Origin of the sequence: Corynebacterium striatum (assembly GCF_016728105.1) — a bacterium.
Taxonomy (GTDB): domain Bacteria; phylum Actinomycetota; class Actinomycetes; order Mycobacteriales; family Mycobacteriaceae; genus Corynebacterium; species Corynebacterium striatum.
Map to the genome: position 1 here is coordinate 2,113,314 of NZ_CP068158.1, position 23,703 is coordinate 2,137,016.

At 58.3% G+C, this 23,703-nt stretch carries 23 protein-coding genes and 1 tRNA gene; 15 read left to right on the plus strand and 9 right to left on the minus strand.

Features of this window, described 5'->3' with window-relative positions:
• Nucleotide 1: 1 nt before the first annotated feature.
• Both I6I72_RS09870 and I6I72_RS09875 read right to left on the minus strand, forming a co-directional pair.
• A complete protein-coding gene (locus tag I6I72_RS09870) occupies nucleotides 2-1,273 on the minus strand; it encodes a nicotinate phosphoribosyltransferase (RefSeq protein ID WP_240923202.1) in 1,272 nt (423 codons plus the stop codon).
• Between the two features lie 147 nt (nucleotides 1,274-1,420).
• The gene (locus I6I72_RS09875) at nucleotides 1,421-2,002 is read right to left on the minus strand and encodes a CAP domain-containing protein (RefSeq protein ID WP_166683491.1); all 582 of its coding nucleotides are present in this window, start codon (nucleotides 2,000-2,002) and stop codon (nucleotides 1,421-1,423) included.
• A gap of 107 nt (nucleotides 2,003-2,109) precedes the next feature.
• Between I6I72_RS09875 and clpS the strand changes: the two genes are divergently transcribed.
• From clpS to rdgB, 8 genes are all read left to right on the plus strand, one after another.
• On the plus strand, nucleotides 2,110-2,460 hold the full coding sequence (gene clpS / locus I6I72_RS09880) for an ATP-dependent Clp protease adapter ClpS (RefSeq protein ID WP_083280983.1): 351 nt from the start codon (nucleotides 2,110-2,112) through the stop codon (nucleotides 2,458-2,460).
• A 17-nt stretch (nucleotides 2,461-2,477) separates the two neighbouring features.
• A complete protein-coding gene (locus tag I6I72_RS09885; RefSeq protein WP_005531083.1) occupies nucleotides 2,478-3,014 on the plus strand; it encodes a DUF2017 domain-containing protein in 537 nt (178 codons plus the stop codon).
• A gap of 3 nt (nucleotides 3,015-3,017) precedes the next feature.
• Nucleotides 3,018-4,004, plus strand: coding sequence for a P1 family peptidase (locus I6I72_RS09890; protein WP_049063344.1), 987 nt, complete (start codon nucleotides 3,018-3,020; stop codon nucleotides 4,002-4,004).
• A 13-nt stretch (nucleotides 4,005-4,017) separates the two neighbouring features.
• Nucleotides 4,018-4,710: a rhomboid family intramembrane serine protease gene (locus I6I72_RS09895; protein ID WP_049063346.1), complete on the plus strand. Its 693-nt coding sequence runs from the start codon at nucleotides 4,018-4,020 to the stop codon at nucleotides 4,708-4,710.
• On the plus strand, nucleotides 4,710-5,486 hold the full coding sequence (gene murI / locus I6I72_RS09900; protein ID WP_049152116.1) for a glutamate racemase: 777 nt from the start codon (nucleotides 4,710-4,712) through the stop codon (nucleotides 5,484-5,486). Before I6I72_RS09895 ends, murI begins: the two co-directional genes overlap by 1 nt.
• 141 nt (nucleotides 5,487-5,627) lie before the next feature.
• Nucleotides 5,628-6,395: an MBL fold metallo-hydrolase gene (locus tag I6I72_RS09905; protein ID WP_049063347.1), complete on the plus strand. Its 768-nt coding sequence runs from the start codon at nucleotides 5,628-5,630 to the stop codon at nucleotides 6,393-6,395.
• 22 nt (nucleotides 6,396-6,417) lie between these two features.
• The gene (rph, locus tag I6I72_RS09910; RefSeq protein WP_046645851.1) at nucleotides 6,418-7,146 is read left to right on the plus strand and encodes a ribonuclease PH; all 729 of its coding nucleotides are present in this window, start codon (nucleotides 6,418-6,420) and stop codon (nucleotides 7,144-7,146) included.
• Nucleotides 7,140-7,751, plus strand: coding sequence for an RdgB/HAM1 family non-canonical purine NTP pyrophosphatase (gene rdgB / locus I6I72_RS09915; protein WP_049152120.1), 612 nt, complete (start codon nucleotides 7,140-7,142; stop codon nucleotides 7,749-7,751). Before rph ends, rdgB begins: the two co-directional genes overlap by 7 nt.
• Before the next feature lie 147 nt (nucleotides 7,752-7,898).
• On the opposite strand, the gene I6I72_RS09920 is transcribed toward rdgB, so the two are convergent.
• Together I6I72_RS09920 and I6I72_RS09925 are read right to left on the minus strand one after the other, a co-directional pair.
• On the minus strand, nucleotides 7,899-8,249 hold the full coding sequence (locus I6I72_RS09920; RefSeq protein WP_005531076.1) for a DUF3817 domain-containing protein: 351 nt from the start codon (nucleotides 8,247-8,249) through the stop codon (nucleotides 7,899-7,901).
• 11 nt (nucleotides 8,250-8,260) lie between these two features.
• The gene (locus tag I6I72_RS09925) at nucleotides 8,261-8,710 is read right to left on the minus strand and encodes a hypothetical protein (protein WP_046645809.1); all 450 of its coding nucleotides are present in this window, start codon (nucleotides 8,708-8,710) and stop codon (nucleotides 8,261-8,263) included.
• A 194-nt stretch (nucleotides 8,711-8,904) separates the two neighbouring features.
• Between I6I72_RS09925 and I6I72_RS09930 the strand changes: the two genes are divergently transcribed.
• From I6I72_RS09930 to I6I72_RS09960, 7 genes are all read left to right on the plus strand, one after another.
• Nucleotides 8,905-8,986: transfer RNA gene (locus tag I6I72_RS09930), tRNA-Leu, on the plus strand.
• Nucleotides 8,987-9,265: 279 nt separating this feature from the next.
• Nucleotides 9,266-9,856: a hypothetical protein gene (locus I6I72_RS09935; RefSeq protein ID WP_049152121.1), complete on the plus strand. Its 591-nt coding sequence runs from the start codon at nucleotides 9,266-9,268 to the stop codon at nucleotides 9,854-9,856.
• Nucleotides 9,857-10,221: 365 nt separating this feature from the next.
• Nucleotides 10,222-12,312 carry a pyruvate formate lyase family protein gene (locus I6I72_RS09940; RefSeq protein WP_049063354.1) on the plus strand — a complete coding sequence of 697 codons (2,091 nt, stop codon included), beginning with the start codon at nucleotides 10,222-10,224 and terminating at the stop codon, nucleotides 12,310-12,312.
• A 59-nt stretch (nucleotides 12,313-12,371) separates the two neighbouring features.
• Complete coding sequence (gene grcA2, locus I6I72_RS13835; protein ID WP_005531071.1) at nucleotides 12,372-12,623, plus strand: autonomous glycyl radical cofactor GrcA2; 252 nt, start codon at nucleotides 12,372-12,374, stop codon at nucleotides 12,621-12,623.
• A gap of 3 nt (nucleotides 12,624-12,626) precedes the next feature.
• Nucleotides 12,627-13,496 carry a pyruvate formate-lyase-activating protein gene (pflA, locus tag I6I72_RS09950; RefSeq protein WP_005531070.1) on the plus strand — a complete coding sequence of 290 codons (870 nt, stop codon included), beginning with the start codon at nucleotides 12,627-12,629 and terminating at the stop codon, nucleotides 13,494-13,496.
• Between the two features lie 69 nt (nucleotides 13,497-13,565).
• Nucleotides 13,566-14,810, plus strand: a complete 1,245-nt coding sequence (locus I6I72_RS09955) for an alpha/beta fold hydrolase (RefSeq protein WP_005531068.1) — start codon at nucleotides 13,566-13,568, stop codon at nucleotides 14,808-14,810.
• A gap of 120 nt (nucleotides 14,811-14,930) precedes the next feature.
• Entirely contained in the window at nucleotides 14,931-16,052 is a 1,122-nt protein-coding gene (locus I6I72_RS09960) for an SPFH domain-containing protein (protein WP_201806814.1), read from the plus strand.
• 85 nt (nucleotides 16,053-16,137) lie between these two features.
• Here I6I72_RS09960 and I6I72_RS09965 read toward each other — a convergent pair whose 3' ends face one another.
• From I6I72_RS09965 to I6I72_RS09985, 5 genes are all read right to left on the minus strand, one after another.
• Complete coding sequence (locus I6I72_RS09965; protein ID WP_049152125.1) at nucleotides 16,138-17,811, minus strand: ABC transporter family substrate-binding protein; 1,674 nt, start codon at nucleotides 17,809-17,811, stop codon at nucleotides 16,138-16,140.
• Between the two features lie 77 nt (nucleotides 17,812-17,888).
• Nucleotides 17,889-19,793, minus strand: coding sequence for an ABC transporter ATP-binding protein (locus tag I6I72_RS09970; RefSeq protein WP_201806816.1), 1,905 nt, complete (start codon nucleotides 19,791-19,793; stop codon nucleotides 17,889-17,891).
• A complete protein-coding gene (locus tag I6I72_RS09975) occupies nucleotides 19,790-20,896 on the minus strand; it encodes an ABC transporter permease (protein WP_046645804.1) in 1,107 nt (368 codons plus the stop codon). Before I6I72_RS09975 ends, I6I72_RS09970 begins: the two co-directional genes overlap by 4 nt.
• Nucleotides 20,897-21,856 (minus strand): ABC transporter permease, encoded by a 960-nt coding sequence (locus tag I6I72_RS09980; protein WP_100622483.1) that lies wholly within the window; start codon nucleotides 21,854-21,856, stop codon nucleotides 20,897-20,899.
• Nucleotides 21,857-21,987: 131 nt separating this feature from the next.
• Nucleotides 21,988-23,487, minus strand: a complete 1,500-nt coding sequence (locus tag I6I72_RS09985) for an integrase core domain-containing protein (RefSeq protein ID WP_046646292.1) — start codon at nucleotides 23,485-23,487, stop codon at nucleotides 21,988-21,990.
• Nucleotides 23,488-23,703: the final 216 nt, after the last annotated feature.

A 23,703-nucleotide genomic window follows, 5' to 3' on the forward strand; every position in this document is an offset into this window, starting at 1 on the left:
ACTAACGCGAGGTGGGCTTAAAACCCACCATGCGGGTTGGCACTGCCGGCTCGTCACGGGTCAGCGCGAGGCCTTCCCAAGGCAAGGTGGTGATTGCCTTGGCCCGGTACTCGCGGGATTCCTGCAGGGTGGGCAGGTCCTTGACGATCTCGCCGTCGCGCATCAGCGGAACGGTGATCTCGCGCGCGCTAAGAGTGCCCGTCTCTGGGTCTGGGGCGCCGAATGGAAGCACGAGCTCCTCCACGGCAACACCCGTGGAGCGGTAGGTACGGATTGCGCGCTTGGCGCCGCCTTGGGACTTCTTGGAGGAGGAACGCTTCGCCACCGGGTGGCCCTCAACCTCAACGACCTTGTAGACCATGCCCGCGGTAGGGGCACCGGAGCCGGTGACCACGGAGGTGCCGACACCGTACACGTCAACTGGGTCGCCTCGTAGTCCGGCGATGGCGAACTCGTCGAGGTCGGAGGAGACCACGATCTTGGTGTTGTGGTTGCCTAGCTCGTCGAGCTGCTTGCGCACACGGCGAGTCACAGGGCCGAGGTCGCCGGAGTCGATGCGCACGCCGCCGAGCTCAGGGCCGGCCACCTTTACTGCGGTCTCGACGCCCTTGGTGATGTCGTAGGTATCGACCAAAAGCGTGGTCTCTACGCCGAGGGTCTCAATCTGGGTGCGGAAAGCTGCTTCCTCATTAGGGGTGCCGTCTTCGTTGACGTGTGCGAGGGTCCACGCGTGTGCGGCAGTGCCGGAGACTGGGATGTCGTAGCGGTAGCCAGCCTCGAGGTTCGACGTGGCCTGGAAGCCCGCGAGGTAAGCGGCGCGAGCTGCGGTTACTGCAGCGTACTCTTGGGTGCGGCGCGAGCCCATCTCAATGATCGGGCGGCCATCGGCAGCGACCACCATGCGGGATGCGGCGGAGGCCACGGCGGAGTCGGAGTTCATGATGGAGAGGATGACCGTCTCCAGGATGAGGCACTCGCCAAAAGTACCGCGCACCGTCAAAAGCGGGGAGTTAGGGAAATAGATCTCGCCCTCACGGTAGCCATCAATCTGCCCAGAGAAACGGTAATTGCGCAGGTATCCCTTAGTCTGCTCATCCAAGAAATCCATCTGGGCTAGTTGTTTTGCGGTGAATTGGAAGTCACGCACTGCGCGTAGCACGCGCTCGGTTCCAGCCACCACACCATAACGGCGCTCGTTGGGGAGGCGGCGTGCGAAGACCTCGCAGGCCACTTGACGATGCGCAGAACCGTCCTTGAGCGCCGCTTGGAGCATGGTTAGCTCGTATTTATCAGTCAGCAGCGCGGTAGAGCGATCGGTAGTGGAAGGATGGCTAGGGATAGTTTCGGAGATGTTAGTCACATCGCAAATGGTACCTAGCGGGTGATTGCCTTGCAGCTATTGCTCCCAAAAGAGGTAGATCTATTTCTCCAGCTGAATGACCACGTACACCTGGCCGTTGGCGTAGGCGGTACCCACGGCAGCGAAAGTAGCGTGCGGATCGCGCAGAACCGCGACGTGTTCAGGTGACTGGCGCCACGCCTCGATGAAGGCGTAACCACTGGCTTTGCTCAGAGGTAGATGGTGCTGGACCATCGAGACATTTTCACTGGTGAAGCTCTCTGTCCCGGTTGCTGCGTTGTACTCTGCCTTCTTGCGTGCCGCAGATTGGCGGTCAATCCATGGGGAAAGTGGTGCGCTCCCTGCATCTATGCGCCATTGATTGAGGGCCTCGTTGATATCGATCGCAATTGCATCGAGTTGTAGCTGAATCTCTGGAGAAGGCACCTCGTAATGGTTTTCGGGCGAGTCTTGAGAAGAACCACTCGGATCTCCACCGCCAGGGGCGCTCGATGTGCCTAACCCGATGCCCGCCATGATGATTGTGCCGAGAAGCGCCACGACGGTGATCCCGCCTTGTGCAAGGTGCACGATCTCTTCATGGCTAGGCATGCGGCCTTCCCGGATAGCCGTGAATGCGGGTGGAATTGAGGAGAGGTTCATCGTTGGGTATTCCTGAAGCTCGGGGAAACATGAAATACAGTGAGAATCCCCGTCAGTCTATCGTGAATTTTCAATGTCGGGGGCGAAAATTGGTTAGGGTAGAGGGCATGAATCCGCACTTTGCCCAATTAGTTGCCCTGCCAGGCGGTGGAGTCCGCCTCGGGTCACCGATGGCTACTCCTGAACTGGATGAGGCCATTGAGGTCGATGTTGCATCCAGCGAAAACCTGCCTTGGATGTGCATCGTTTGGGATGATCCAGTCAACCTGATGAGCTATGTTTCCTACGTCTTTCAGACGGTTCTGGGCTATGACAAAAAACGCGCCAATGAGCTGATGATGCAAGTCCACACCGAGGGTAAAGCCGCGGTGTCCACGGGCGAGCGTGACAAAGTAGAAGCCGACGTCAAAAAGCTCCAGATCGCTGGCCTTTGGGCCACGATGCAGCAGGCGGGCTAAGGGAGTAACTACAGCTAATGCAGGCTTGGAAAAAGAAGAAGTCGCTCATGCGTGCGGCCAAGTTCACCACCGTCTTGGAGCCCATGGAGCGCGAGGTTTTAGGTGATCTCACGGCCACCGTCTCGGAAGCAATCATCGCCCGTGCACAGTCCGCCCCCAAGGACGAACTGGCACAAATGCTGGACATGCCCACCGGCCACACAGAGGCTCCAGAGGATCCTTCCCTGGCGCGCCTGTTCCCAGACTTTGAAAAACCTGGGGACGAAGAATACGACGGCGATAATTCGCTGCTGCGTTCCTTGCACGAGAATGACATCGCCCGTGCGAAGCTACAGAACCTGCAGGTCATCAACGCCGCACTCGGCCCAACCGGTGGGGTAGAGGTCACGATCTCCGAAGAGGAAGCGCATGCGTTCCTGATTGGTCTCAATGATCTGCGCCTTTTCGTTGCCGCCGGTGACGTCCCCGAGGAGTCGATGCAGGATGACCGCGACACATTGGTGGAATGGCTGGCTTATTGCCAGGATTCCCTTCTCCAAGTGTTGATGGGATAGACAGTGTCTGACGTACCATCGCCTGCCACAACGTCCGGCCTCTTTGGTCCCACCGGAGTGTCGATTGGCCACGTCAGCCACAACAACACGGGCGTGACGGTTCTGTACTGTGGCTCGCAAGGCGCGGTCGCTAGCATCGATGTGCGTGGCGGCGGACCAGGCACCCGCGAGACGGATCTGCTGGAACCACACAATACCGTCGAGCGCGTCCATGCCATCACGTTGGCGGGCGGCTCGGCCTTTGGCTTGGCTGCTGCTGACGGCGTTATGCGCGAGCTGGAATCCCAGGGAATTGGTTTCCCGGTCCTTGGCGAGGGCAAGCCAGGTCCGCGCGTTCCCATCGTGCCCGGCGCGGTCATCTTTGATTTGCTACTGGGTGACGAGCGCCCCACCGCTGAAGATGGCGCGGAGGCGGTAAAGCGCGCCGTCGCCAAGCATGATGCGTCAACCGGAACCGTGGGCGCGGGAGTGGGCGCAACCGCCGGAAAGATGCGCGGCGGCTTTGGCTTGGCCGAGTTGCCAGTGGAAACCCTGCAGGGGACCTTCGCTGTGGGTGCCGTGGTGGTGGCCAATCCGGTCGGTAGTGTCGTGGACCCGCGCACAGGCCGTCTGTTCGGCGCCCCAGATGAGCAGGCGGTGAACCTGGAGCGTTTCGCGGCGCTGCGTCACCCGGCGGAGTCCAAGCTCAACACCACCATCGGAGCTGTGCTTTGCGACGCCCCACTGACCAAGGCCCAAGCCAAGCGCTTGGCGCTGACAGGGCACGATGGAATCGCACGCGCGATTCACCCGGCGCACTCGCCGCTGGACGGGGATACGCTCTTTGCACTGTCGACGGCGTCAGATACCGCAACGCGGGGCGTCGACACCCCAACCATGGCGGCGCTGTGCCAGGCTGCGGCCGAAGCCGTGGAACAAGCAATCGTTGCGGCAATCGTGAAAGCTAAGCCTGGCCTGGGATTAGAGACCTATTCTTCGTTGCTGGACTAGAGTTGTTGCCATTATGACTTCAGGTGGCACCTCTGGATATTCCTTCCCTAATTCAGCCTTCGGGGCAAACCAGCCCCACGGCGCTTCTTCGCCCGTGCGCACAAATCGCGGCGACTCGAAGAACTACACGCGCGGTGGCCGCATCCGCACCGGCATCAGCCTCGCCGTGGGCTTCCTCGTAGTGGAATGGCTCGTTCAGATAATCAACTTCCTCATCTTCGGCGGGGCGCTGTCGAACTACGGCATTCGCCCCCTCGACTTCAACGGCATCTGGGGCATTTTTACCGCCCCGCTCTTGCACGCGAACTTCGAGCACCTCATCGGTAACTCTGTGCCGGGTGCAATCTTCTGCTTCCTCATCGGCTTGTCCGGGCGCAAGGCTTGGTGGGAAGTCACCATTATCACCGTACTGGTCGCCGGCATCGGCACATGGTTGCTGGGTGGACCGGGTACCTCCCACATCGGCGCATCCTCGCTGGTCTATGGCTGGCTGGCCTACCTTATTGTCCGCGGCCTGTTTAACCGTTCCTTCTCGCAGACGGCACTGGGCGTGGTTCTCGGCTTTGCCTACTCCGGCCTGGTGTGGGGCGTGCTGCCGGTCTATGAAGGCGTGTCCTGGCAGGGCCACCTTTTCGGTGCAATTGGTGGCGTGATTGCCGGCATGATTATCACCTCAGATGACCCAGTAAAGGTGGCAAAGCGCTAATGCCAGACGCAACCTCGCCTATTGGGATTTTCGACTCGGGCGTGGGCGGACTTACCGTGGCGCGCACGATTATTGAGCAGCTGCCCAACGAGTCGGTGATCTACATCGGCGACACCGAGCATTCCCCGTATGGCCCGCGTCCCATCGCGGAGGTGCGCGAGCTCTCCACGAAGATTGCTGACGAGCTGGTGGAGCGCGGCTGCAAGATGATCGTCATCGCCTGCAACACAGCTACTGCGGCCTTCTTACACGATGCCCGCGAGCGCTACGACATCCCGGTGGTGGAGGTCATCCGCCCAGCAGTGCGCCGTGCGATTGCCACGACCCGTAACGGAAAGATCGGCGTCATCGGTACCGAAGGCACCGTGAACTCCGGGGCTTATCAGGACCTCTTTGCCGTTAACCCGCACGTGGAGGCCCACGCCGTCGCCTGCCCTGACTTCGTCGGTTTCGTTGAGCGCGGCATTACCGCTGGGCGTCAGATCCTAGGTGTCGCCGAGGGGTACCTTGCGCCCCTGCAGTCCGCAGGCGTGGATACATTGGTGCTGGGATGTACCCACTACCCGTTGCTGACCGGCGTTATTCAGTTGGCGATGGGGGACAACGTCACTTTGGTCTCCTCTGCGGAGGAAACGGCCAAGGACGTCATGCGAACTTTGACGGAGACCGACATGCTGGCGCCGGAGGGACAAGAAGCGGTGCGCAAGTTTGAGTCCACCGGAGACCCAGAGACTTTCTCCCGCCTGGCCACGCGTTTTCTAGGCCCGCAGATCTAAAATGCACGGCTCACGTGCGTGAGCCCGGTGTTGCAGGCAGGCGCCTGTCCTAGAAATGTGACCTGTGGCTGCTTAGACTGCTTTAGGTCTTTTTCACCCCAAATCCAGCAATCGAGAAGGTTTCGTGGAACTATTGAACCCATGAAGCTGACGATTCTTGGCTGTTCCGGCTCAGTTCCCGTCCCGGGAAACGCTGCCTCTGGATACGTTGTGTCCTTCCCGGACGCGCCATCCATCGTGATGGACATGGGCCCGGGCACGCTTGCTCGCCTCCAAGAAGTGCAGGATCCTTGCGATGCGCACATCACTTTTAGCCATCTCCATGCTGATCACTGCCTGGACTTTCCGTCCCTGATGGTCTGGCGCCGCTTCCATCCCACCGCGCCTGCGGCTTCACGCAACTTCTGCATTGGGCCGGAGCATGCGCCTCGCCATCTGGGGCGCTTGTCCGCTGATGAGGTCGATGGCGTCGACGACATGTCGGATACCTTCGCTTTTTCCCCGTGGATCGACCGCGAGCGCCAGCTGCTCGATGACGTCTACATGACGCCCTTTAGGGTCATCCACCCAGTTGAGGCGTATGCGTTGCGCATGGAACATGCCAAGACGGGCAAGACCATTGCTTACTCTGGGGATACGGCGTTTACGCCTGCGCTTGTCGACGCCGCACGGGGCGCCGATGTCTTTCTTTGCGAGGCCGCCTGGGGCGAGACCTCTGAGGGCAAGGCCCCGAACATGCACATGTCGGGTGCGGAAGCGGGACGCGTGGCACGTGAGGCCGGCGTCGCAAAGCTGGTGCTCGTTCACCTGCAGCCCTGGGGCGACACCGCGGCAACGTTGCGTGCTGCGCAAGCGGAATTCAAGGGGGAGATCATCCTGGGCGCGCCGGGCATGGAGTTTGAGCTCTAGCTAAGCCGGTAGGGTAGTGGGCATGACTGATTTTTCTCGTGCCGATGGTCGCGCGCTCGACCAGATGCGTAGCGTTCGCATTACCCGTAATTTCACCACCAACCCGGCGGGCTCCGTGCTCGTTGAGTTCGGCAACACCCGCGTGATGTGCACTGCCTCCGTGGAGTTCGGTGTGCCGCGCTTTAAGAAGGATTCCGGTGAAGGCTGGCTGACCGCTGAGTACTCCATGCTGCCGGCTGCCACCCACGACCGCATGCCGCGTGAGTCCATGAAGGGCAAGGTCAAGGGGCGCACCCACGAGATTTCCCGCTTGGTGGGTCGATCCCTGCGTGCCGCCGTGGACCTTTCTGAGCTGGGTGAGAACACCATTCAGCTCGACTGCGATGTGCTCCAGGCTGATGGTGGTACCCGCACCGCGTCCATCACCGGTGCTTATGTGGCCTTGGCGGATGCGATTGAGTACTTGAAGTCCGAGGGAGTCGTCCCTGGTGAGCCTCTCTTGGACCCGATTGCTGCGGTTTCCGTGGGCATCATCGACGGTCAGATTTGCCTGGACTTGCCATATGAGGAGGACTCCCGCGCGGAAGTTGACCTCAACGTGGTCATGCAGGAAGGCGGTGACTTCGTAGAGATTCAGGGCACCGGCGAGCACGGCCTGTTCGGCCGCGACGAGCTGAACTCCATGCTCGATGTGGCGCAGAAGGGCTGCGAGGAGCTGATCGCTGCACAGAAGGCAGCGCTGGGATGGTAAAGCTCCTTGTCGCCTCGAATAACAAGAAGAAGCTCGGAGAGCTCGAACGCATCCTCGCAGACGCGGGAATCGAAGGCGTCGAGCTGCTGTCGCTTTCCGCTGTGCCAGCGTATGACGAACCGGTGGAGGACGGGCGCACGTTTGCTGATAATGCACTGATTAAGGCCCGTGCTGGCGTTGCCAATACTGGTATCGCCACGATTGCGGATGACTCGGGTATCGCCGTCGAAGAACTCAACGGTATGCCGGGCGTGCTCTCGGCACGCTGGTCCGGCCAGCACGGCAACGACCAGGCGAACAATGACCTGTTGCTCGCGCAGATGTCCGACGTTCCTGACGAGCGTAGGGCAGCTGCATTCGTTTCGGTTTGCGCGCTCGTGACGCCAGCCGGCAAGGAGTACGTTGCCGAGGGGCGCTGGCCAGGGACCCTCCTGCGCGCGCCGCAGGGCGAAAACGGCTTTGGCTATGACCCGCTCTTCCAGCCGGAAGGCGAGCAGCGTTCCTCCGCCGAGATGAGCCCCGAGGAAAAGAACGCGGTTTCTCACCGCGGCCGTGCGCTGGCGCAGCTCACCGACATCATCGCTCAGCTCGCAGCCATCAACTAGTAAGCAGGCTGCAAGCACTAATTTCGCAAAACAAAAAGCAGGGAGACACCGGCGCTAGCCGGAGCCTCCCTGCTTATTTTAAGTTTTGTGTGCTTTAACGCTCAGTCATGCTTGAGCACGGAAACGGTGCTCATAGCCGCGCTGGTATTAGCGGTTGAGCTGGAACTGTTCTGTGACTTCGAGGCGGCGCTTGTGCTCCATCCAGAAGGAGAGGAAAGGAACAACACCAGCGAGGGCGGTAGTGATGAGCTTGCCCGCCGGCCACAGTGCACGTGGTCCGAGGACCAAGATGGAGACCAAGTAGACCATGTACGCGAGGCCGTGGGCCTGCGCGATGTAGGTGGCCCAGTGCGGAATCTCGACGCCGACGATGTACTGCAGGATCATGCGGGCTACGAGGATGAGCAGGAAAATACCGGTGACCGTTGCCGCGATGGAGAAGAACTTCAGCGGGCCGCGGATGCGGGCCTGGCGGTCTGGGTGAACTTGGTTAGTCATGGATTCTCTTTCTAAAACTGATCATCGTAGGCGGCGCCGCGCTTGCGGCGCTGTTGGTTCATTGCATTGAAAGTCTCCACGTCCATCTGCGGACGCTGCGGAAGGAAGTCCTCATCTATCTTCGTGACCTCACCGCGTTTTTCTTTCTCGGCTGCCGCTTCATGTTTATAGTCGGTAATGCCCATGGCGGAGGCTTCATTTTCAGCCTCAATACGCTCGTTCTCGTAGCTCAGTGCTGTCTTGTAGGCGTAGACCACAAAGACTGCGAAGAGCGGCCATTGGAGGGCATAGCCCAAGTTCTGGAATGTGCCCGACCCGGAGCGAAAGCGGGTCCACTGCCAGTAGGCGAGGAACAAAAAGAGCACTACGAAAAAAGCGATGAGGACGATATGCCACCATCGCACCTTCAACTTCTGCTTTTTCGGCATGCTGTCATTGCTCACCCGTAATAGCCTACCCATTGTTTTGGGAAAAGTGGATTTATGCTTTAGCCTGCACGATTGTGGGGCAGCGCACGGTTGTAGGAAGGAACGGGTGCGTCCCCGCGCGTGCCTGGGTTTAGTGATACTGAAATCAGGGTGTAAACTACTGTCGCAGTTGCATTGCGGTACTCCTCCCCGCACTTGAGTGGAGTGGTGGTTCCAATGTAATGAATGCGCCCGTGGCGGAATTGGCAGACGCGCTAGATTTAGGTTCTAGTGTCTTATGACGTGAGAGTTCAAGTCTCTCCGGGCGCACAGCAGGCCTCCGCATTGCTGCGGGGGCCTTTGTTTGTGCCCGGTTTGTGCCCGGATTAGGGCAGAATCTGGCGCTTTTTTATGTCCGTTTAGTAACGAATAGACCACAACTATGTCCGATGGGGAATCGGAAGAGATGGGGCGTCGATGACCTCAATGGACAACAAACTTTGCTGACCTCCCCGTGCGCATCTCGGCGCGTATCCCAAGTACGTGCTGCGATTGCCCGCCACGGGAAAGACGGCCGCCAATTCATTGACAATGAGGAAGTAAACCGCCATGAAAAAGTTCAAGACAGCCCTGATTGCCATTCTTTCGGCCGCCGTAGTAGCGCTTGGCGGGGTTGCAATTTTGCAGAACAAGGGCATCATTGGCACCCAGGGGGATGCGTTGAACACACGGGTTATCAAGTCTGTGGAACGGGAAGAACAGGTTGTGCTGCTTAGCCTGGGCATCGAGGGCTTGGCCGAAAATTCATCGAATAAAGAGATACTCGGCGTCGGTATTCCGTGGACTGGCCGCACCCAGTTCGTGCAATACTCTTACAAGGCCAAACTTGGAATCGAAGGCAAGGACGTAAAGGTCGAGCAAACCGGCGAGCACTCTTACAAAGTGACCATCCCGAGGTTCATTTTCATTGGCCACTCCGATGAGCAATTTAAGACCGCCGTCAACGATAACGGTGCTCTTAGCTGGATTACCCCCGAGCTTGATGCCGCCGATACAGTTGCGAAAATTCTTGACGAAGGTGAGAAAAAACAGAACATTTCGGATAACCGGGGTGTCTTGCAGGACCAGGCAAAAGACTTCTACACGGGAATCATTAGGTCAGTAGATAATAATGCTGAGCTGGAGTTTAGCTTCAAGTAGGGGTGGGAAATTATGGGGTCGCTACGGCGGCCCCTTGCTCGTTTGGTGATAAAAAATCTATCAATTTAACGTGTGGAAACTCACGTTCGGGGGCAAAATACCCCCGATATAAACGGTATATACGTCTTTTTTGAAAGGGATGACCTGCAAGAGGGCTGATTTGTTACGGATGTGCCCTGTTGCACATTTTCTCAAGTAGGAGGGGTGCAGTCACGGCTTCTAAACTTGGAGACAAGAGGCGCTCGTCGCTCAGACGGTGAAGCCCGAGTTTGAAATACAACTCCGCGACACAGTGACAGGAACTAGCGGCATGGCGCCCCGACTCACTTGAATGAAACGTGTCAAACAAGAAGGGAGTCACAACAGTGACCACCGCAACGCAACCGCTGCAGTTTGAAGCCTGGAAGGGATTCGAGCCTGGCCCATGGGCTGAAGGCATCAACGTCAGGGACTTCATCCAGCGCAACTACACTCCGTACGATGGAGACGCTTCCTTCCTCGCGGGCCCAACCGAAAAGACTCAGCGCACGTGGGACACCCTCGAAAAGAACTACCTGTCAGTAGAGCGCCAAAAGCGCATTTTCGATGTGGATACCCACACCCCAACTGACATCGATGCTTTCCCAGCCGGCTACATCTCAGAGGACGATGACGTCATCGTCGGGCTGCAGACCGACACCCCGTTGAAGCGTGCCATGATGCCGAACGGTGGTTGGCGCATGGTCGAGCAGGCCATCCGCGAAGCGGGCAAGGAGCCAGAGGCTGAGATCAAGAAGATCTTCACTCGCTACCGCAAGACCCACAATGATGCCGTCTTCGACATCTACACTCCGCGCATCCGCGCTGCCCGATCATCACACATCATCACCGGTCTGCCTGACGCATACGGCCGCGGCCGCATCATCGGTGACTACCGTCGTGTCGCCCTCTACGGCGTTGACTACCTCATCGCCGAGAAGGAAGCCAAGAAGCACGAGGTCGGCGACCTGGGCTTCAGCGAGCACTGGGCACGCTACCGTGAAGAGCACGCAGAGCAGATCAAGGCCCTGAAGAAACTCAAGATCATGGCAGAGTCCTACGGCTTTGACATTTCCGGCCCTGCAAAGACCGCTCATGAGGCAGTCCAGTGGACCTACTTTGGTTACCTGGCTTCCATCAAATCCCAGGACGGCGCCGCAATGTCCATCGGCCGTCTGTCCGCATTCTTCGACTGCTACTTCGAGCGCGACCTCGCGGCCGGCATCATCACTGAAGAGGACGCACAGGAAATCATCGACCAGCTCGTCCTGAAGCTGCGCATCGTTCGCTTCCTGCGCACCGAGGACTACGACCAGATCTTCTCCGGTGACCCATACTGGGCAACCTGGTCCGACGCTGGCTTCGGCAACGACGGCCGCCACATGGTCACCAAGACCTCCTTCCGTCTGCTGCAGACCCTGGTCAACCTTGGCCCATCACCAGAGCCGAACATCACTATCTTCTGGGACCCAGCACTGCCAGAGGGCTACAAGAAGTTCTGTGCGCACATCTCGATCACCACTTCTTCCATCCAGTACGAGTCTGACAAGCAGATTCGTGAGCAGTGGGGCGATGACGCAGCGATTGCTTGCTGTGTTTCCCCGATGGAAGTTGGCAAGCAGATGCAGTTCTTCGGCGCTCGCGTTAACGCTGCAAAGGCCCTGCTTTACGCCATCAACGGCGGTCGTGACGAGGTCACCGGCAAGCAGGTCGTCGAAGGCTACGACGCAATCCAGGGCGACGGCCCACTGGACTTCGACGAAGTCTGGAAGAAGTACGAAGAGATGCTGGACTGGGTCGTTGGTACCTACGTCGAGGCACTGAACATCATCCACTTCTGCCACGATAAGTACGCTTACGAGGCAATCGAGATGGCTCTGCACGACTCCAACATCGTCCGCTCCATGGGCTGCGGCATCGCAGGTCTGTCCATCGTTGCTGACTCCCTGTCCGCCATCAAGTACGCAAAGGTTTACCCAGTGCGTGACGAGACCGGCCTGATTGTGGACTACAAGACCGAGGGCGACTTCCCGTTCTACGGCAACGACGATGACCGCGCCGATGACATCGCCGCCACCATCGTCCACACCGTGATGGCAAAGATTAAGGCCATCCCGATGTACCGCAACGCAATTCCAACCCAGTCCGTTCTGACCATTACCTCCAACGTGGTCTACGGCAAGGCAACCGGTGCCTTCCCATCCGGCCACAAGGCTGGTACCCCGTTCGCACCAGGTGCTAACCCAGAAAACGGCGCCGACAGCCACGGCATGGTCGCTTCCATGCTGTCCGTGGGCAAGCTGGACTACAAGGATGCGCTGGATGGCATCTCGCTGACCAACACCATCACCCCGTCTGGTCTCGGCCGCACTCCGGAGGAGCGCATCGACAACCTGGTGGGCGTGTTGGATGCAGGCTTCATCATGGAGTCCGAGTAAGCCACCCGCAGTCAATCAAGTTTCCCAAACCAACCTCAACCAATTTCAAGGAGAAAACCATGGCAACCCCAACCTTCGACGAGCGTCTTGCAGCCATGAAGGCAAACCGTGACGAGCACCAGATGAACTCAGGTCTCTACCACGCAAACATCAACGTTCTGGATAAGGCAACCCTCGAGGACGCTGTCGAGCACCCAGAGAAGTACCCGAACCTGACCGTTCGTGTTTCCGGCTACGCAGTGAACTTCGTCAAGCTCACCAAGGAGCAGCAGCTCGACGTCATCTCCCGTACCTTCCACCAGGGTTCATAAACAATGGCTGATGGCATTACTGGAGTGGTGCACCTCGACCCCCAAGCGGGCGAGAAGGTGCGCGGAGCGGCCGCCGGCCTAGGTACCGATAACTCCCTCGACGAGATCAAGCGCCCAGAGCTCATGGAGGCACGCCGTACTGGCGACATCGCCCTCGTACATTCCTGGGAGCTAGTAACCTCCGTCGATGGTCCCGGTACTCGCATGACGATGTTCATGTCCGGATGCCCGCTGCGCTGTCAGTACTGCCACAACCCTGACACCATGGAGATGAAGGTGGGCACCCTCGAGCGCATCGAGGACGTCGTCAAGCGCATCAAGCGCTACAAGCCCATCTTCAAAGCCTCCGGTGGCGGACTGACCATCTCAGGTGGCGAGCCGCTGTTCCAGATTGCGTTCACGCGACGTGTGCTCAAGGAAGTCCACGATGCTGGTATTCACACCACCATCGATACCTCCGGTTTCTTGGGCTCCCGTCTGCGGGACGAAGACCTGGAAAACATCGACCTCGTCCTCCTCGACGTTAAATCTGGTGACGAGGAAACCTACAAGTTGGTCACCCGCCGCGAGTTGCAGCCGACTATCGACTTCGGTGACCGGCTGTCGGCGATGGGTAAGCCGGTGTGGATCCGCTTTGTTGTGGTTCCAGGACTTACGGATTCCCCTGAAAACGTGCGAAACGTCGCCGAGATCGTGGGGCGTTGGAGCAACAACGTCGAGCGTATCGAGGTGCTTCCGTTCCACAATATGGGTGCTGATAAGTGGCATGAACTGGGCTATCCGTACACCCTCGAGGACACGAAGCCGCCAAAGCCGGAGGACATCGAAGCAATTCGTGACGTCTTCCGCGCGAAGGGATTCACCGTTTACTAAACGAGTCTTCTCTGAATAAGAAAAGTTTTTAGCGCTGCGCCACTATGGTGCGGCGCTAAACTTTTATCCATGACTCGTCGTTTCGGATACCCAGTAAGAGAACACACACTTTCCGTCCCGTGGGACTACAACGACCCGCAACAGGGCACGTTTGAGCTCTATGCTCGTGAAATCGGTGACCCGGATAAGCCCGCCATTCTCTATAACCAGGGCGGGCCAGGCTTCCCAGCCCCGCGTCCACTGGGGGCGTCAGGTGTCATCGGCAAGGGCCTGGAGCGCTACCGCTGGATCCTCATGGACCAGCGTGGCACCGGCCGCAGCCATCGCATTGATGAGCTTTCCGACGCCGCCGACTTAAGCGTCGAGCGCCTTAAACTGCTGCGCCAGGACAACATCGTGCGCGATGCGGAGCGGCTGCGTGAGTACCTTGGCATCGACAAGTGGTCTTTGTTCGGCCAGTCCTTTGGCGGATTTTGCATCACGAGCTACGTCTCCTTGTTCCCCGAGTCTGTGGACAAGGCCTTCCTGACCGGCGGCCTCCCGACCTTGGACAAGGGCGCAGACGATCTTTATCGTTCCACGTTCACCAAGCTCAAGATGCGCCAACAGCGCTTCTTCGACTACGTACCTTTCGCGCAGCAGCGCATCGCGGAAATCATCGATCACCTGGACAACTCGCAGGAGGTTTTGCCTACTGGGGAGCGCTTGAGCTCGCTTCGCTTCCGCACCATCGGCATCGAGCTGGGCCGTGGCTCCGGATTCGATTCCCTGGGCTACCTGCTTGAGGAGCCTTTCCGCACCGTGGGTGGGGAGAAGCGCTTGCGCTCCGATTTCCTCCACGAGGTCGGTGCTCGCGTGAGCTTCCAGGGTGGGCCATTGTATGCGGCCATCCACGAATCCATCTATGGCAGTGTGGGCGGCCAGCACGTCACGGGCTGGGCGGCGCACCGCGTGCGCGAGGAGTTCCCGGAGTTTGCTGAGTCAGGCACGTGGCTGACAGGCGAGCACATCTTCCCGTGGCAGTTCGATGAGGATCCGGCGCTGCTTGCCTTCAAGGATTCGGCAGAAGCGTTGGCGCAGCTTGAGTGGGACGCCGCGCCTTACGACGCCGCGGCATTGGGCAACGCCGAAGTGCAGGCCGCCGCAGCTGTCTATCTGGATGACATCTTCGTGCCCTTCGAAGAGTCGATGCAGACCGCTAGTGCCTACCGTGACCTGCGCCCAATGGTGACCAACAAGTTCCAACACAACGGAATCGGCCACGACGGCGAGGGCATTCTGGGCGAGCTCTTCCGCTTGGTTGATGACCACTAGAACCTCCGTTCGATAGCAGTTTCATCAAGATTTTTCTTTCCCACTCGCGCACTTATTCAAGGTGTGGAAAGGTGAGGAGGAATCAAGAATTGAACGAAAAATGGACGAGAGGAAGAACCAATGATCGGAATGATTTTTATTGGCGTTGTTCTGCTGGCGATTGTTTTGACCATTTTCGATGGTTACTACATCGTGCGCACCCGTGAGGCTGCCATTGTGGAACGCCTGGGTAAGTTCGTGACCGTGGCGCACGCTGGCCTGCACTTCAAGCTGCCGTGGGTTGATCGCGTGCGCGACAAGATCAGCTTGCAGGTGCGCCAGCTCGATGTCATGGTGGAGACCAAGACCAAGGACAACGTCTTCGTGCAGATTCCGGTCGCCGTCCAATACGAGGTTGTGCAAGGTCGTGAGCGAGAAGCTTATTACATGCTCTCCAACCACGAACAGCAGATCGTGGCTTATGTCCAGGACAACGTTCGCTCTTCCGTGGCGAACATGGACCTGGATGATTCCTTCTCTTCGAAGGACACCATCGCGCAGAACGTTGCGATGTCGCTGCGCGACAACATGGCTGCATATGGCTGGCACTTCGTGAACACCCTGGTTACCGATATTCGTCCGGATACCCGCGTGCGCGAGTCGATGAACTCGATTAACGCTGCGCAGCGTGAGCGCGAGGCGGCTATCGCACAGGCTGAGGCGGAGAAGATTCGCGTGGTTAAGGAAGCCGAAGGCGCCGCTGAGGCTAAGAAGCTGCAGGGTCGCGGCGTGGCTGAGCAGCGTAAGGAAATTGTTGAGGGTATCGCGCAGCAGTACGAGATGCTGCGTGCTGCAGGCGTTCAGGAAAACCCAGAGACCCTGATGTTGGTTTCCCAGTACCTGGACGCGATGGTCGACGTCGCCGACCGTTCTCACACCAACGTCCTCTACATGCCTTCGAACCCAGGTGGCATGCAGGATCTCTTCGGCGGCATGCGCGACGTACTGCTGTCGACTCAGGCTATTAACAACGAAGCCTCTGGCGGACTCGACCGCGAGCAGCGCGAGTGCTTGGAGCAGCTGCGTGCGCAGAAGACGCAGCGCGCGCAGCAGGCGGCGCGCGAGGTGCAGCAGCAAGCCCAACAGAGCGCTCAAGCTATTGAGCAGCCGCCGTACTCCGGCGGTGCACCACAGAGCAAGGCACCGCAGACGGCACGCCAGTATTTCGATGAGCTGCGTGACCAGCTCAAGGGTGATAATTAGGGCGATAGCTAAAAACAAAAAGCTGGCTGCACTCGTTGACAATGAGTCATTGAGTGGAGCCAGCTCTTTGTTTGCGGCTGAAGCTTTACTCGGTGTAGCCGATGTTTTCGACCTCGAGTACAGCGAAGGAAGCAGCACCGAAGTTGGCTAGCTTCGGGCTGGTAGCGACCATGGCCGGGCCGTTGAAGATAGGCATGATGCCATAGGTGGACAGGGCCTCACGTTCCAGCTCGTTGCCCTTCTTGATCTGCTCGTCAGGATCTGCGATCTTGGCCAGCTCCTCGATCTTCTTATCCATCTCCGGGGTACCGGTGCCGGACTTGTTCAGCTCGGAGTCGGAGCGGTAGATCTGACCAAAGTACGCGATGCCGAATGGATCACCGGAGGAAAACCCCATTGGGAAGATATCGAAATCCTTCTTGGTGGCGATCTCCGAGAAGTCGGAGGAAGGACGCTCTTCGACCTTCAGATCGATTCCGATGTCCTTGAGCATCTTCTGCGTTGCAGTGGCCAGTGCTTTGGAAATGACGCTGTCACCCAGCAGGGTATAGCGCATCGAAAGCTTCTTGCCGCTCTTCTCGCGGATTCCGTCGGCTCCTTCCTTCCAGCCGGCTTCGTCCAGCAGCGACTTGGCCTTTTCGGCATCGAACTTCACGACGGCACCAACGTTGTCCTCGTAGCCCTTCTGGGTCTGATAGAGGTTGAGGGAGCCCGGCAGTTCTTCCTTGTAACCGTCGAGACCGTTGAAGCGGATGGCGGCCAGCTGGGAGCGGTCGATGCCGGTCAGCACTGCCTCGCGGACCTTGATGTCCTTCAGGATCTCGTTGCCAGAGTTGAGAACGAACAGGGAGTTAGAAGGCGACATTGCGGTGCGGATCTCAATGTCATTCATGCCCTTAACCGCAGCTAGGCGATCCTTATTGCCCACGCCGGTGGCATCGATTTCGCCTGCCTTGAAGGCATTGATGGAAGCTTGGTCTTCCATCTGGCGGTAGGTGACCTTGTCGAGGAATGGCTTGTCGCCCCACCACTTTTCGTTTGGCACGAAGGAAACCGTGCCACCGACGAAGTCGACATTGTCGACCTTGTACGGGCCAGCACCCCACTCTGGGCGCAGCTTGCCCAGGTATGCCTTGTTGAACTTCTCGGCGGAGTCGACCTGCGGAGGAAGCAAGAAGTTGAACAGGCCCTGCCACCATGGGTATGCATGCTTGTAGGTGACCACAGCTTGCTTGTCGGTCTCGCCCTTGGTCACAGACTCGATGAGATTGTAACCTTCGATGCTGGAGACATTGAGGGACTTATCCTCGCCGTTGTTGTACTTCCAGGTGTGTTCGAAGGACTTCCAGTCAATCGGCGTGCCATCGTTGTACTGGGCCTTGTCGTGGATGGTGTAGGTGATGACGGTCTTGCCGTTCTTCTCCTCTTCTTTGATGTCGGTGATGTAGTCGTTGTTGGGGTGGAACTCACCGGAGCCGTCGAAAAGCCCGATTTGCGGGTTGTAGTACTTCCACACGTCGCTGGTATACCGGGTGCCGTCAGCGTGGAATGGGTTTTCCTGCTGGGAAATCTCATCCAGTGCCAGGCGAAGTTCGCCGCCTTCCTTCAGCTCGGAGCGGTCCTTTGGATTGTAGGAACCGTCGAGCTTGACGTCGATGGCTTCGCCCGAGGATTCTGAATCGCTGCTAGAGCAGCCGGAGATGACGAGAGCGGAGGCAGCGATGACCGCCAACGTAGCATTACGGAGTTTTAGGTTCATGGTTCGAATCTTCCTTGTGGGAGGGGGAGGAATTACAAAGAGATGAAATATTGAGTTTTAGGTCGAGCGCGGGGGTTCTAAGAGGCATGTTCCTCGTAGATCACCCGCTTGCGGTTGCGTTCCACGGCAGGATCCGGGATAGGGATAGCGGACAGCAGCGCCTTGGTGTACGCGTGCTGCGGGTTATCGAAGACCTCGTCGGTGGCGCCGTATTCCACGAAGTCGCCCTTGTACATGACGGCGACTTTGTCGGAAAGATTGCGCACCACGGATAGGTCGTGAGCCACGAAGACCAAGGAGATACCCAGGCGGTTTTTCAGGTCATGCAGCAGATTGATGATGCCGGCCTGGATGGATACGTCCAGAGCAGATACTGGCTCGTCGAGGACGATGATTGACGGGTTTGTAGCCAGTGCGCGGGCCAGGCCGATGCGCTGACGCTGACCGCCGGAGAAGTGCCCTGGGAAGCGGTCTACCTGGTGAGATTCCAAGCCGACGAGCTTCATGAGCTCGCTCACGCGCTTGCCGACGTCGCCTTCATCGCCCAGAGATTCCAGTGGTTCAGCGATGATCTCGCGGATTGTCATGCGCGGGTTCAGCGAGCTCATTGGGTCCTGGAAGACGATCTGGATGTCCTTGCGCAAGCTGCGGCGAGCTGAGCTGCTAAGACCGGAAGTGTCGGTGCCGTTAACAACGATGGAGGAACCCTTAGGTGGGTTGAGCTCCATGATTTCGAGCAAGGTGGTGGTCTTGCCGGAACCGGATTCGCCCACGATGGCGAAGCACTCGCCTTGGTGCACCGTGAAGCTGATGTTGTTGACCGCATGCACGGTGCCCACGCGACGCTTGAGGATGGCGCCCTTGATGAGCGGGAACTCCTTGACCAGGTTTTCCACTTCTAGGGTCACCGGGCGCTCGTCATACGGAGTATCGCCTAGGGCATCGGGGGAAATCTGCGGCAGCGGATACATTCGCTCGCCACCGATGCTGCCCTGGTTGATCTCGGCGGAGCGCAGGCAAGCGGCGGCGTGCCGCGGGGCGTCGTCAAGCGCACGCAATTCAGGCTCCTGCTTCCAACAGCCTTCCTGTGCCACGGGGCAGCGGGCAGCAAACGAGCATTCTGGCACAATCTCGATAAGGCGCGGCGGGGTGCCGTTGATGGGCACCAGCGGCTCGTCGCTTGACTTATCCACGCGTGGGGTAGAGCCGAGCAGTCCCACCGTGTAGGGCATCTTGGGGTTGCTAAAGATGGTGTCTACGTCGCCATATTCGACGGCGCGCCCGGCATACATGACGAGGACGTCATCTGCCGTGCCCGCGACGACTCCCATGTCGTGGGTAATCATGATGACCGCAGCGCCGGTTTCGCGCTGAGCGACCTTGAGGACCTCAAGAATCTGCGCCTGGATGGTGACGTCGAGAGCGGTGGTTGGCTCGTCGGCGATGATGACCTTGGGGTTGTTGGCCATCGCGATAGCGATGACCACGCGCTGGCGCATACCGCCGGAGAATTCATGCGGGAAGGACTTGATGCGCTTTTCAGGCTCGGGGATACCCACCAAATCCAGAAGGCGGATGGCCTCTTGCTCGGCTTCCTTATCCGACAGTGAGCGGTGAATCTGGATGGCTTCCTTGAGCTGGTCACCGATGGAAAAGACCGGAGTCAGCGAGGAGAGCGGATCCTGGAAAATCATGGCGATGTCTTGACCACGGATTTCGGACATCTTTTTGTCGGACATTCCGATGAGCTCAGTGCCCTGGAATTTAACGGAGCCCTCAACCTTGGCGTAGCCAGGCAAAAGCCCCATAATGGCCATCGACGTCACGGACTTTCCGGAGCCGGATTCACCCACAATCGCGAGGGTGCGCCCTGGCAGAAGATCGAAGTTGACGCCACGGACAGCATGGACCGAACCAGCTTCAGAAGGAAAGGTGACGGCGAGGTCGCGGACTTGCAGCAATGGGGTAGTAGGCGTTGTCATGCTCGGCCTCCGGAGTTCGAGTTGGGGTCAATGGCATCGCGCAGGCCATCCGCGATGAATGCCATGGACACAGTGAGTAGGGTCAGCACGCCCGCTGGGAAGTAGAACTGCCAAGGCGAGGATTCGACGGCGTTGGCGCCGACGGAAAGCAGCGTGCCCAAAGAGACGTCGGGAAGCTTCACGCCCAAACCCAAGAAGGACAGTGCTGTTTCTGACATGACGGTGCTCACGACGCCCAGTGCGAACTGGATGATGAGCAGCGATCCGATGTTGGGCACGATGTGGCGAACGATGGTGCGAAAGCGCGATACGCCCATGTAGTCGGCCGCTCGCACGTAGTCGTTTTCGCGCACGGACAGCGCCATCGCCCAAATAACACGGGCGGGGTACATCCAGCCAAAGGCGATGAGGACCACGATGAGCAGCTTCCAATCGCCGCCGGAATCCGCCACCACGAGGGCGATGAGCAGGAAGGTCGGGATGGCGAGCAAGAAGTGGATAATAGCCAGAATCGCCTTTTCGATGCGTCCGCCGTACATGGCTGCGGCAGCGCCGATGAGCGCCGAAAGGACGGTCGTGGCAATGGAGACGACCAACGCGATGATGAGCGAGCGCCCCAAGCCATGAACGGTTTGGGCGAAAAGGTCGTTGCCAGAATCGGTGGTGCCAAACCAGTGCTCCGGCGAAGGTCCTGTGGCGAGGTTTAAGAAGTCAGGCTCGTCGTAAGGCCACTTGGCAACAAAGCCGCCGAAGAGAGCCAACAAGGTTAGAAGCAGGAAGATGAGTGCGCCGATTAAAGCGAACTTGTTGCGGAAGAAGCGCCGCGTGTACAGCTTCAGCTTCGACGTGCCGCGGAAGACCTCTTCCTTTTCGTCTCCGTCGTTGCCTGTGAATTGGCGGCGTTGGGCATCATCGACATCAACACCGGAAGCCAGTGCAGATTGGGCGCTTGGCTCCGAGGCCATGCTGAAGTCGGCGGTGGCGGCGTGTGGGCGAACACCGAGGTTATCCGCCGCGGAGTCGATAGCGAGGTCGTTTCGCCGGTGGCGTTCCGAGTGACGTGCCGAAGCGCGAGGAGTCGTGGACTTTTTCTCTGGAGACATTTAGCTCACCCTCACTCGTGGGTCGAGTGCAACAACGACGAGGTCGGCCAGAATTGCTGAGAATGCAATCATCACTGCGCCGAAGGCGGCGACCGCGGTGGTGCCGTTGACGTCGTTGCGGCTGATGGTTTCGATGAAGTACTGGCCCATGCCTTTCCAAGCGAAGATCTGCTCGGTCATGATCGCGCCAGTGAAGATTCCGGGCACGGAGAAAGCAACTGACGTTGCCACCGGGATGATGGAGGTTCTTAGCGCGTGCTTGCGGATGGCTTGGGCACGGGTTAGCCCTTTCGCGCGGGCAGTGCGAACGTAGTCGGCATTGAGGTTGTCCAGCAGGAGAGTGCGCTGCATCATGTGGTAGCCGGCGTAGCTGATGACGACCAGGGAGATGGTGGGAAGGACAAGGTGCTGGGCGTAGTCAATCAGCTTGGGGATAAAACCAGTGATGTCCGGATTAGCAGATCCGGTGACGTAGACGACGCGGTGGCCAGTCACGCGGTTTAACCAAAGGCCACCTGCAACCACCAGGATGGAAGCAACTACGACGTGGGTGTTCATCGTGATAATCGAAACACCCTGCCATACGCGGTCAGCAGCCTTGTACTGGCGCGCAGCGGTGTAGACACCCAAACCAACACCGATGACAACAGAAAGCACGGTTGCTAGGAGGAGAAGCTGGGCAGACACGAGCGCACGGTGGCCGATCTGGGCGCTGACTGGGTCTCCCAAAGGGGAGCTGCCCCAGTCCCAGTGGAACAAAATCCCACTAAACCAGTTCCACCAGCGCTCAAGGAGGGGCGTTTCTGGGTCGAGACCCAATGGCTGGAGGATATTGGAGATTTCTTCCGGGCGAAGAGGCGGGTTGCGGCCTATGTAATTCGAACGCGGATCAAGGAAGGTTGCCGCGAGAAAGTAGGCGATGTTGGTCGCGAGGAAGATAACTAGCAATGTTATGTCCATGGGCTTTTTGGACACGGAGTCCAGTAGCTTTTTGGGCTAGGAGTCCAATGACTTTTTGGACGTGGAGTCTCCCTGCTTTTTGGGCAGGGAGTCTTTGGTGTTTTTGGACAGTCTCTAGCTCGTCTTACCGGTTATGGTTTCTTTCGTCTCGACGGGCGCGGACGCGACAGGATTGGTTTGATCTCTGGTGGCCGGCGGTGCCACATTCCTTCGACATGCCCGATGTTGATCTGTCCGCCGGCTGGACGCTCAAGTAGCTTGATGGGCAGTGGGAATGAAAACAGTGCTTCACCATCATGATCAGTGAAGAACTCAGCGGTGTCATCGGTAACGTGGCTGTATATGAGCCGGTTTTTAAACCGGAGTCCTACATAGAATCCATAGCCCAGGATGCGCACCACTCCGCTTTTGTTGATCCACAGTGTGTCGGGGATACCCCAGGCGTTGCTTGACTGGGCGGATAGACCGTCTACGGTGGGACTGATGGTAGGAGATGATTCTTGCTGGATTGGTTCGTTATCGTCATCGATGGTTGTGGGAGAAGCTGCAACTTCTCCCACAACCGGCGCCATCGCCTCTTTAACCCCATTCTCGATACGATGCTCGTGGTGTATCGCGCTTTCTGAGTGTGTATCCCGGTATGACTTCACAATCTTGGCCCACAGCACATCCGGGTCAATGGGTTGTGTTGGGGATTGAGCGTGGGCGAAGTGCTCACGGGCTTGGGCTGGAGTGATGTGCATTTTGCCGACTAGCAGGCCTTGATGGCGGCGCCTGGTGTTGTAAAACTCGCGGTAGTCGTCCAACAGCTGTTTGACGTGCTGAAGTGTTGTAGGTTGGCGTGCATCGAGAAACTTGGTCATGGTTTGATGCGAGCGTTCATCTTTGCCTTGGGTTTGCGGGCCAAAACCTGCAATGGACCAGATACCTTGGGCGGCGAGCCAGCGCTCGGTATCGGACAACCGGCCCCGGTGATAGGTGGCGAAAGCTTCACCGTTATCGGTCAAAAGTTCCTGCGGGCGACCATACGTTTCTATTGCTGCGGCCAAGGTAGTGCGAGCATCGAATCCGTTTTCTTTGGCGGCGAAGGCTTGTGAGCCCAGATCAAACCGGCTGGCATCATCAACCAGCTGGTAGATAGTGATCTGGGTATGTGGAGTGTCAAAGAGTCGGTAGACAAACCCGTCGAGTTGCCACAGCTCATCGACTTTATCGCGTGCCCAGCGTTTAAAGCTTTTACGAGGACGTTTACGGGCATTGGCCTCAGCAACACCAGCTTCGTGGAGCCAAAGCGCAATCGTAGACCGTGCCGGTGGGTGCTCTAAACCAAGGTCATCAATGAGGTAGTAATAGATTGACCACGGGCCATAGTCCCGTCCCTGGGCCTTGAGCACTGATCGAGCTGTGATGACTTTCTGACGAAGGTGATCATCGTAGATTCTGGCTGGGGAATGCGGGGCGGTGGAGTCAGGCAGGATGCCTGCACGGCCGCGTTGTTCAACGCGGCGTTTGATGTTGGCATAGGTTTGGCGAGATACGCCAATATCCTTGCAGAATTGGGTGACGGTTCGTCCGTCTCTTACTGGGTCGAAGTCCGCTATTTTCTTGCGGAGATGGGTTGAAATAGCCATCTTGGTATTCCAACCCACCGACTGTCCAAAAAGTCTTGAGACATCACGACAAGGAAGTCTTTGGACTCCGTGACCAAAAACTATCTGGACTCCCCGTCCAAAAAGCCATTAGACTCCGTGACCAAAAACTCCATAGACATCACAGAAGATAACTAGCAACCAGCTAGCGGTCTTCAGCTAGCGGTCTTCTTCAGGATGTATTTGAACATCGGGTGG